This is a genomic window from Flintibacter porci (genome assembly GCF_041925195.1).
Taxonomy (GTDB): domain Bacteria; phylum Bacillota; class Clostridia; order Oscillospirales; family Oscillospiraceae; genus Lawsonibacter; species Lawsonibacter porci.
In genome coordinates this window covers 51,930-62,054 of the sequence record NZ_JBHEVB010000016.1, presented here as the reverse complement: position 1 = coordinate 62,054, position 10,125 = coordinate 51,930, and the positions used below count along the sequence as shown (strand labels likewise).

The window sequence follows — 10,125 nt, the reverse complement described above, 5'->3', positions numbered from 1 at the left end:
TTTCAATTCCATAGATGTCACTGAAAGCCCCCCTGTACAAAATAGTGCTGGAACGTTCCGCTTCGTTCCAGCACTATTATCTCATGCAAGTCTATCCGCCTGTTCCTTTGACGGTTACGAAGGAAAGTCAGATTTCACTCTTAAATACCAGAGTAATAAGGCCAAAGGATTTATCCTAGCGCACAAAATGAGACTGGACAGCCTAATATAAGGCTGTCCAGTCTCGCTTTATATGCTCACATTTCTGCAAGCACCTTTCATTGGAACATTTTGTGGGGGATATTACTTCACGTCGGTCCACTTCTCATTGGTGAAGCTGCCGGTGTACTCATGGGTGTTAGTGGACTCCATGATGGTGTAGTAACCCCAATAGCTGTCACTCAGATCCACAAAGTGTACCAGCTCGTCCTCGTGGCGGTCGATGTAGCGCTCGTCCGCATCGCGGCCCAGCATGTTGTTGACAATGACACACACTTCCACACGGGTAATGTTGTTGCCGGGACGGAAGGTGTTGTCGGGATAGCCGCCGATCCAGCCGTAGGTGGTAGCCTGAGCCACATAGGTGTAGTACCAGGCGTTGGCACCCACATCATAGTAGGAGCAGCTGGCATCCAGGGGATCGTAGGCAAACGCCAGGCCAACGGTGGCAAACTCGGCGCGGGTGATGGGCTCGTCAGGACGGAAGGTACCGTCGGGATAGCCGTCCATCATGCCCAGGCTGGCCAGGGTCTTGACCGCGGTGGCATACCAGGCGTCATCGGGCACGTCGGAGAAGGACTTGGTAATAGTGACATTCTTGTCCAGCAGGAGGGCGTAGAACATCTGGGCAACCTCAGCGCGGGTCATGTTCCGGTCAGCGCGGAAAGTGCTGTCGGGATAGCCGGTGAGGTATGCTCTGTGCTCATCGGTCTCCAGCCAGTTGGACACGCCGCTGTCGTCGGGACCGGTCTTGTCCTTCTGCCACTGGGCATACAGGTGATCCGAAGACCCCTTGATATGGAAGGGATCGCCAGGCATATAGCGCTCACCGCTGCCGTCCGGCTCAGTATTCCAGCTTACAAAGACATATCCGTCCCGCTCGGGCAGGCGGCCCACATTCTCATACTCCTTGACCGTCACACTCCGAGTACTGCTGCTCTGATAGAAGGGCTTGTACCCTCCGAAATTCGGATGATAGTACAGAGTGTAGCTGGTGGGATTCGAGTCCTTTGCAAAGGTAGCACGGATGGTGTGGTTAGCCTGAACATTCTTAAAGGTATAGCTGCTGACTGCACCCTTGCTCACACCGTCCACGGTCACATCACTAATGTGGTAACCAGCGTCAGCAGTAATAGTAAAGGCCTGATCAGCGCCCGCAGTTACTGTAACAGAGCCATTGGGAGAAATAGTTCCGTTGGCACCGGAAGAGGCTTCAATGGTATAGTTGCCGACAACATTAGTCGTCGTTCCGCCGCTCTCGCCACCGGGAGTCTCCTTGCTCTTAACAGAAACATTGTTGGTGACCTTTTCAGCCTTCACATCCGCTTCCGTGACGGTATAGGTGTAGGTGATGGTGACTGTGTCACCCACATTCAGAGTGCCGATGGTGTAGCTGTCGCCGGTCAGCGTAACAGGATCATTTATACCGGAAACAGTAATTTTCGTGCCGTTGGACCACTTGGTATCGGTCACAACCACATTGGTCAGATCCTGATCGCCGGTGTTCTTCACCGTAATGGTGTAGGTCAGCACATCGTCCTTCTGGACCACTACGGTCTTGTCGGCAGTAACCTCATCATTGTTGACCTTGGTCACTGCCTTTGTGACGGTCATGTCGGGGTTATAGACAGTGACTTCATTCGTATCACTACCCGTAGTGTCACCAGAGGCAGCCACCGCGTTATTGGTGATGGTCTTGCCCTGGTCCGCAGCCCGGACGGTGTAGGTGTAGGTCAGGGTTGCATCGGCGCCCGCGGCCAACTCACTAATATTCCAGGTAGCCTCGTACTTTCCGGTCTCCGTATTCAGATTCCAGGTCACGCCTTCAGCAACAGGTGCAGCGCTGCCGGTAAAGGTGTCGGTCACAACAATGTTGCTCAGGGAAACATTGCCGGTGTTGGTTACCTTGATGGTGTAGGTCAGCACGTCATCGGCTTCCACCTTACCAGTGGTATAAGCTTCCCCGTTGACCTTTTCCAGGGTCTTCTCCACCTTCAGCTTAGAGTTGACGGTAGTGTTAAAGGTGTAGGTGTAGGTCTTGGGACCAGTTACCAGGGTATTGGCAGTAGGCTCTGTATCCCACGCACCGGGGGCAACATGGGTTTCATCGGGCTGCATGCCGGTGGGGATGGTGCTTCCCAGAGTAGGATTGGTGGGCTTCCAAGTGTTGGTCTCCTGATCAAAGGTCTTAAGGATAAAGTTTGCTGTCTTAACATCAGTAGTCTCGTCAGACCAAGTACCATTGACCACCTTGTAGGTCACGGTAGCCTCGTACTTATCGGGGGTGCCGTCCTTGTCAGAGTCCAGCAGATACTCTGCGGTAATGTTGACAGGACCAGTCACAGTACCAGACAGAGAACCGCTCTTGATCTGATTGAAAACATACTGTGTCTCGCCCTTATCAATGATGAAGGGAATGGTTGCGTCAGCTTCCTTGCTCACATCGAAGGAATACTGCTCGCCGCTGTTCTTGGACTCGGTATGCGCAGTCTTAAGAGGCTGATTCGTTTCATCCTGATAATTGATGGTGATATCGTAGCTCTTCAGCGCCGTGGTGGCATAGAAGCAGATGATGTTGTCATCCGCATCGCTTCCAGCCTGATCGGAATCTTCGCTGATCGCGTTGAAGGATCCGGTATAGGTTGTGGCGGTATTGGTCGCGCTGCCCAGATACCAGCCGCTGACGTCATGGTTCTCTACGGTGGGGAGAGCGGGCAGAGCGACGGAAGTCTTGCAGTTGTCATTCTTCCAGCCCATCAATGCACTATTCCCATCGGTGGGGTACTGCGCCAAATCAGTAGAAGCCTGAACATCCTGACTGGAAACATAGATGTTGGAGTCGTTATAAGGCTCTTCGGTCAGTTTTCTGTCGCCCTGATAATACTCTACGCTGTACTTGGTGCGCAGATAGATTTTGCAGTTGACATCTTCGGTGCTGCCAACCGCAGTCACATTGTCGATGACATACTTGTTATTGCCGCTATTTCTTACATTGTCTGTTCCGCTCATTCCATAGTCCTGGTAGGAGCTTACGCCCTGCAGAACATACACACTGCCTGTAACTGTTACTTCGAGGTCAATGCAATCATGCTGACCCTGATCCGGATCATAGTTAAAGTCGCAGTTGATGGTACCGTCTCCCACAACCGTCGTCTTGATGTAATCATAAGAGGTATCCCCGGAATCTCTGGTCAGAGTAATGTAGCTGAACGGTTCCGTAACCAGTGTTCCATCCACATAGACCTGCACTTTTACGTCCGTGCCGTTGCCGTCCAGATCGGTCAGATGTACGGCAGGACTTCCGCTCAATGTGGTGCTGGCATTATTGCTGCCGGCAGAATTGCTGCTCTTATAGGACAGACCGGCCAGGCTTCCGGACCCAATGCTGTTGGTCGGATATACTCCAGTTTCAACAGGATTCTCCAAGCAGGCGTTTTCATCCACCTCAATGGGGAAGGTAACCACCAGCTTGTAGCCGCCATAGGTCGTATTGCCATTTTCGGTTTTCTCTGTAACGGCGTTCTCCTTATAGTTAAAACCTGTAACCTCGATCTTATCGCCAGTTACAGTTACCTTTGCACCAGAAACAGCTTCTGCCTCGCCCCAAGTATAGGTTTTGTCGCTCTTACCCACTACAGGCACTTTCTGTACTGTAACATCGGCGTAATTTCCATCAGCCAATCCCTCAGGGAAGTTGAAGTACTCAGACAGAGTGTCGCTGAGGACTGCATCCTCATCGGGATTCACCTCCAGGGTGCTGCTGGTTACGGTATTGGCAATGGTATCAAATACATTCTCAAGGTCGGACGCAGAACTGGATGCAAAGTAATATTCACCCTCGCCTCTGCGGCCTAAAGTAATGGTCCACTTATAAGGGATACCGAAAGCGGAGCCTGTTATATCCGACTTTGCATTCGGATAGTTGGAGGATACCGCGTTCATGAATTTATTGGCATTAGTCGAAGTATTGCTCGGATCTGCGTCAGGGAAGATACCGATGGTATATACGGTCACCCCGACATCCTTCATGCGCTTGGCTGCATTGACAGCGTCATGGGCTACAGATGGACTATAATCACTAAATCTCGTGGGCACGCCATCGGTAAACAGAATAACAATTCGCTCAGAGTCTTTCTGTGCGTTTTTCAGCACATTCTCTGCTTTCTTCATGCCCTCGTCAGTTCCAGTCGCACCGCTGGCCGACAGACCCTTAACGGCAGCTTTTAGAGCTTGGGCATCAGTACTAACAGGTGTTAATTCGCAAATAAGTGAAGTCATGTCATTAAATGTGACAATGCTGATCTGATGATTGGCTTCTGTCTTCTTTGCGTTTTCAGCTACCTTGCCAATAAAAGAATCCACCGCTGTTTTCAATGCAGATAGTCTACTTCCTTGTCCATTCCCAAAAGAATCATTCATGGAGCCGGACGTATCCAGCACCAAGACAATATCCAGGGGGGTGGTGGTAGTCGTGCTGGTGACCTTATTTTCGGCATAGGCCTCCAGGGTCAGATTGTACTGACCACCTTCACCCTGAGAAACATACTTATTTACCGTTACGCCATCTTTGCTGGCAGTAATCGGATTGTCCTTCGTTCCTTGCAGCTGGCCGCCTGTTCCTCCATCAGCAAACACGCTGACTGGCAACAGAGACATTGCCATCACGAATGCCAGGAAGAGCGCTAACAATCGTTTCTTCATGTTCATTCTCCTTTACTTGGTTTTTTACCGGCTTAAAACTGCCGCAGTTCAGAATTTACGTGGCTTGTGATATTAACACCCATTTTCTACTGTATCACCCTTCCTTCTCCCAACATAGTGCGGCACACCGTAAGCCGTAATACATGTGCATATCATATGCACAAAATATTCCATCTATCGCCACCTTTTCCAAAAAATCTCTTCCCAAATCTACGCTCCTGGGTTTCCGTAATATCTGGCCCAGTGCTAGAATTATAGCACAGTTGTTTCCAATTCTCAATACACATTTCCATATATTAGGCACGAGAATGCAGATTCAAATAAAAAATGCCCAGCGCACCATATCTGATGCACCGGGCATTTATATATTTTGTATAATTTTGAACTTAACTCTTACTCAGCCGCACCTTCACCACACACTTGCGGCAGTGGGCGGGCTTCTCCGGTGCAATCCCGGGGGCGTGGGCGTCGCCGGGGAAGAAGACGGCAAACCGATCTCCGGTGAGGGTGATTTCATCCACCGGTCCGCGGTAAAACCAAATGTCGCTGTCCGGGCGGCCCTCCACTTTCTCCACCATATCCTCCAGAGGCGCAATCCCGATCTTTTCCTCCCCCTCCACCAGGAACTGGATATCAATATAGTCCCGGTGGGCCTCAGGGGTATCGTTGGCCGGCTTACTGTCGTAGGATTGGAGGGAGAAGAAGAGATCTCTCCCTTCTACTTCATACAGCTTATCCTCCAGGGTGGAAAAGTCGGTGGTACGCAGCAGCTCCAATCCCCGGTAGAGGCGGGGGAAGAGGCCTTCATACCGCTCCAGACGCTTCAGGCTGTCATAGATCATAATGGATCGACTCCTTTTTCGTCCACGGTCGGACATTTTCCGCCGCTGTACCAGATCAGCCGGTGATCTCCGAGATCTTCACCTTGCGGTCCTCCCGCAGAGAGCGGGTGGCCGCATCGGCGGTGGCGATGGCGGCCCGGGCAGCCTGGCCGGTCATGAGGGGCCGGAACTCGTCGGGAACGGGCTCGCCGTGCATGATGCCGTTAAAATACTTCATCTCATTTTTCATGATGCCGTGCAGCCACAGGGGAGGCTTCTTTCCGGGGTGGCCGTACTGGATGGCGCCGTCCATCTCAGTGCTGTGGTAGATGTGGGTACGGTCGTCGTCCTCCTCCTTGGTCTCGTGGACCAGGTAGTGCTCCTCCTTGCCGTCCTTGGTCTTTACCGTCATACCCACGTTGCACATGTCGATGCGGATGGCGCCCTCGGTGCCCTGGATGAGCACATAGTGCTCCGGCCAGTGGAACGCAGAACCATACTCAATGAGGGCGTAGGTGTTGTTGCCGAACTCCAGGTTCAGGAACAGCATATCGTCCTCGTCGCCGAACTGCTCTCCCTGGTGAGCTACATTGCCGCCGGTCATGGTGACCTCGGTGGCGGGACCCATGATGAACTGGATGCAGTCCACCTCATGGATGTGGTGGTACAGGTGTCCGCCGGATTTGGCACGGATCTTTTTCCAGCTGATCTCCGGCTGCGGCTCCTCCCAGCCGTTGCGGGCGGAGTGGGCATAGAGCACCCGGCCGATCTTGCCCTCAGCAATGAGCTGCTTGGCATGACGCACGCCCCGGAAGAAGTTCATGACATGGCCGGCCATGAAAATCACACCGTTTTCCTGGGCCGTCTTGACCATTTCGTCACAGTCGGCATAGCACAGGGCCATGGGCTTTTCACAGAAGACATGCTTCTTATACCGGGCGGCGGTCAGCACGGGCTCCTTGTGGAGGTAGTTGGGAGTCGCCACCAGTACCGCGTCCACGTCAGGCCGGGCGCACAGGGTATCCAGATCAGTCTCCACGTCACAGCCGTACTCTTTGGCGATGGTCTCCCCGTTTTCCGGGTCCAGGACGGCCACCACCCGGGCGCCTTCCTGCTCGTTCATGATGCGGCCCAGCTCGGCGCCGAAGTATCCCACACCCACAATGGCGTAACCGATGGTCTTCATAGTATGTAACCTGCCTTTCTTATTTTACCGCGCCGTCGGCCAGTCCGCCGGCAATTTTGTTTTGGATCATACAGAAGAAAATGATGGAGGGGAGAACCACAATGGCGCTGGCCGCCATCATGGAGCCCCAGTTGAGGATGTCCGCGCCCTCCAGGGTCTTGACCGCCACCGACAAGGTGGTCTTGGTGGAGCTGCTCACCAGCAGCAGGGCATAGAGGAACTCGTTCCACGCGTTGATGAACACATAGATGGCGGTGGAGACGATGCCGGGCCGGACCAGAGGCAGCACGATGCGGGTGAATACCTGGAACCGGTTGGCTCCGTCGATCCGCCCCGACTCCTCAATGTCGATGGGCACCGTCTTGAAAAATCCCACCAGCATCCACACGGCGTAGGGTACGCTGAAGGACATGTACACCAGCACCAGGCCCACCCGGCTGTTGGTCAGATGCAGCACATTCATGACCACGGCGTAGGGGATGACCAGCATGATGGAGGGGAACATGTAGGTGGTAATCAGGATCTTGGTCATGATGTTGCCCAGCTTGGGGAAGAAGCGGATGATACCATAGGCGGCCAGGGCGGAGATAAAGGTGGCGATGACCGTGGTACACAGGGCAACGATCAGGCTGTTTTTGATGTTGACGGTAAATTTCAGGGTAAACAGGACGGTTTTGAAGTTTTCCAATGTCCAGTCAATGGGCAGGAAGGTGGTGGGATGGGCCAGCATCTCCCCGCTGGATTTGAAGGCAGAGACCAGCAGCCACAGCAGGGGGAACACCGAGATGACGGACAGCACGATCAGATAGACATAGGAAAAACAGCCGCCCGGAGAGAATTTTTTCCGTTTATTCATCTTAGCCATCCTCCTTCTCCCAGCGGTTGATCACCGAGAAGTACAGCACGCACAGGATGATCAGGAAGAGCAGCAGCAGGATGGAGGCCGCCGAGGCCTTGCCCACCAGACGTCCGGTCCAGCCGGTGTCGTAGATGAAGATGGGCATGGTGGTGCTGGCGCCCGCCGGACCGCCGCCGGTGATCATGTAGATGATATCAAAGTTGTTGAACACCCACACAGTACGCAGTACCACCAGCAGACCCACCACGGTGCGGATGTGGGGGGCGGTGACATACCGGAAGGACTGCCAGGCGTTGGCGCCGTCGATCTGGGCCGCCTCGTACTGGTCCCGGGGAATGGTCTGCAGGGCCGCGTACACGTTGACCATGATGAGCGGCGCGCCAAACCAGATGTTGATTCCCACCAGGGTGGGCAGCACCAGGTCGCTGTTGCTCAAAAACTGGATCAGGCCCTCGGTCAGCCCCAGATCCTTCATCATGGTGGGGACAAAGCCGTAGATTCCGTTGAGCAGCCACTTCCAGGTCATGGCGGTGGCAATGGCCGGGAATGCCCAGGGAATGATGGCGAAAATGCGGAACATATTTTTGGCCACGTTGTTCTTTACCCGGTTAAGGCACAGCGCCCCAATAAATCCCACGATAACCTGTCCCAATACGCTGCAGACAGTCCAGAACAGGGTATGACCAAAGGCGGTAAAGAACTCCTCGTCCTTGAGCAGGCTGATGTAGTTCTGAAAGCCCACCACATCAAAATCCGGACGGATCATGGTTTTGTTGGTAAAGCTGTATACCAGCGTGGACAGCAGAGGATACACCAGCAGGCAGATCACGACCAGCATAGCCGGACCGACAAAGACCCACCGGGTCACCTTGCTTCCATAGATGCCGCCGGTGCGGGCGGCATGGCTTTTTGACTTCATAGGGTCACCTCCCACTCTCCCTTTGAGAAGCAGGGGCGGGAAGAGTGTTCTTCCCGCCCCTTCATTTCGGTTGCGAAGTTGTTACATGACCATGGTGCTGAAGATCTCGTTGAGCTTGTCTTCCGCCGCCTTGGCTGCGGTCTCCACGTCGGTGCCATTGGTGATGATGTCCTGGAACATCTCCTCAATGACGCCCTGGCTGGTCAGCAGACCGGCCTGCGCGCTGGGACCGTGCTCAAAGCCGATGGCACTGCCCTCATCCACCGCCTTGGCGATGACAGCGGCCTCGTCGGAGAACTGCTGCACGATGGGGTTGGACAGGTAGGTCTCGTTCTGGTCGATCCCCTTGATGGCGGGCAGCATGCCCACGGGAACGGCGGCCAGAAAGTTGAGGTAATTGTCCTCCTGATACAGGTACTCGATGAAGGCCTGGCAGATCTCAGGATGCTCGGAATTCTTCCAGGTCACCAGAGGAATGTGGGTAGCCTCGGCGCTGTAATAGGGGTCGCCCTCCTTCAGAGTGGGCAGAGGAGCGCAGGAGACATACTGCAGCAGGTCAGGGCGGTTGGACTCCACGCCGCTGATCATAAAGCCGGAGTTGAAGTCAAAGGCCGTGGTGCCCTGATAGTACAGGGTGGCATGGTCGTTGACGGTGTAGTTGATGGTCTCGGCGGGGGAGCAGTTCTTATAAACCTTGACCCAGAAGTTGATGCCGTCAATGGCCAGGTCGCTGGTGAGGTTGGCAGTCAGATCGTCGTTGAGCAGGCTGCCGCCGCCGGAACGGACGTAGTAGTTGAGGTAACGGGTGCACAGCAGGTCGTTGGGGCTGCAGGAGAAGCCGCAGCCATACACGCCGTCCTTGGTCAGAGCCACCGCAGCGTTATAGAACTCATCCCAGGTCTTGGGGACCTCCAGGTTGTTGGCCTCCAGCAGGTCGGTGCGGTACCACATGACCTGAGCGTGGGAGTAATAAGGTACGCCGTAAGTAGCGCCGTCCATGGTCATGTCGGCCAGAGCGTTGGCAGAGAACAGGTCCCGGCCGATGGCATCGATGGTGCTGTCCATGGGCGCCAGCACGCCGGCATTGAGCATTTCCACGACCTCGCCAGTGTTCTGGGCGGTACTGATGTCGGGCAGGTCGCCGGTGGTGATGCCCGCGTTCCACTTGGTGTTGAAGTCGCCCCAGGCCATAGTCTCAATGTTGATTTTTACGCCGGGGTTATCCTTCATGAACTGGTCGGCAGCCGCCTGGATGGCCTCCATACGGGCGCCCTGAGTAAACGAATGCCAGAAGGTGATTTCTCCGCTGAGCTCACCACCGGAGCCAGATCCTGAGGGAGTGCCGGAGCCGCCGGAGGAGGTTGCGCCGTTGTTACAACCAGCCAACAGGGAAAGGGAAAGCGCTGCTGCAAGGGAGATGCAAAGCAATTTCTTCATGTTC

At 54.3% G+C, this 10,125-nt stretch carries 7 protein-coding genes; 1 reads left to right on the top strand and 6 read right to left on the bottom strand.

Features of this window, described 5'->3' with window-relative positions; all coding sequences use genetic code 11:
• Positions 1-211, top strand: a 211-nt coding sequence (locus tag ACEVJL_RS14210; RefSeq protein ID WP_374738217.1) for a hypothetical protein, incomplete at its 5' end; no start/stop codon positions are given.
• Positions 212-282: 71 nt separating this feature from the next.
• Here the strand turns inward: ACEVJL_RS14210 and ACEVJL_RS14205 are convergent.
• The 6 genes from ACEVJL_RS14205 to ACEVJL_RS14180 form a co-directional block, all read right to left on the bottom strand.
• Positions 283-4,899, bottom strand: coding sequence for an S-layer homology domain-containing protein (locus tag ACEVJL_RS14205; RefSeq protein ID WP_374738216.1), 4,617 nt, complete (start codon positions 4,897-4,899; stop codon positions 283-285).
• 386 nt (positions 4,900-5,285) lie between these two features.
• Positions 5,286-5,741 (bottom strand): NanQ anomerase/TabA/YiaL family protein, encoded by a 456-nt coding sequence (locus ACEVJL_RS14200; protein ID WP_374738215.1) that lies wholly within the window; start codon positions 5,739-5,741, stop codon positions 5,286-5,288.
• A gap of 55 nt (positions 5,742-5,796) precedes the next feature.
• Positions 5,797-6,906 carry a Gfo/Idh/MocA family protein gene (locus ACEVJL_RS14195; protein ID WP_325207830.1) on the bottom strand — a complete coding sequence of 370 codons (1,110 nt, stop codon included), beginning with the start codon at positions 6,904-6,906 and terminating at the stop codon, positions 5,797-5,799.
• A gap of 19 nt (positions 6,907-6,925) precedes the next feature.
• Positions 6,926-7,762, bottom strand: coding sequence for a carbohydrate ABC transporter permease (locus ACEVJL_RS14190; protein WP_110442285.1), 837 nt, complete (start codon positions 7,760-7,762; stop codon positions 6,926-6,928).
• A 1-nt stretch (position 7,763) separates the two neighbouring features.
• A complete protein-coding gene (locus ACEVJL_RS14185) occupies positions 7,764-8,684 on the bottom strand; it encodes a carbohydrate ABC transporter permease (protein WP_374738214.1) in 921 nt (306 codons plus the stop codon).
• An 81-nt stretch (positions 8,685-8,765) separates the two neighbouring features.
• Positions 8,766-10,121, bottom strand: a complete 1,356-nt coding sequence (locus tag ACEVJL_RS14180) for an ABC transporter substrate-binding protein (protein WP_374738213.1) — start codon at positions 10,119-10,121, stop codon at positions 8,766-8,768.
• Positions 10,122-10,125: the final 4 nt, after the last annotated feature.

Bases quoted from the DNA above. Each gene is read 5' to 3' on its own strand.
- ACEVJL_RS14205 (WP_374738216.1), bottom strand. From the start codon at position 4,899: ATGAAGAAACGATTGTTAGCGCTCTTCCTGGCATTCGTGATGGCAATG.
- ACEVJL_RS14200 (WP_374738215.1), bottom strand. From the start codon at position 5,741: ATGATCTATGACAGCCTGAAGCGTCTGGAGCGGTATGAAGGCCTCTTC.
- ACEVJL_RS14195 (WP_325207830.1), bottom strand. From the start codon at position 6,906: ATGAAGACCATCGGTTACGCCATTGTGGGTGTGGGATACTTCGGCGCC.
- ACEVJL_RS14190 (WP_110442285.1), bottom strand. From the start codon at position 7,762: ATGAATAAACGGAAAAAATTCTCTCCGGGCGGCTGTTTTTCCTATGTC.
- ACEVJL_RS14185 (WP_374738214.1), bottom strand. From the start codon at position 8,684: ATGAAGTCAAAAAGCCATGCCGCCCGCACCGGCGGCATCTATGGAAGC.
- ACEVJL_RS14180 (WP_374738213.1), bottom strand. From the start codon at position 10,121: ATGAAGAAATTGCTTTGCATCTCCCTTGCAGCAGCGCTTTCCCTTTCC.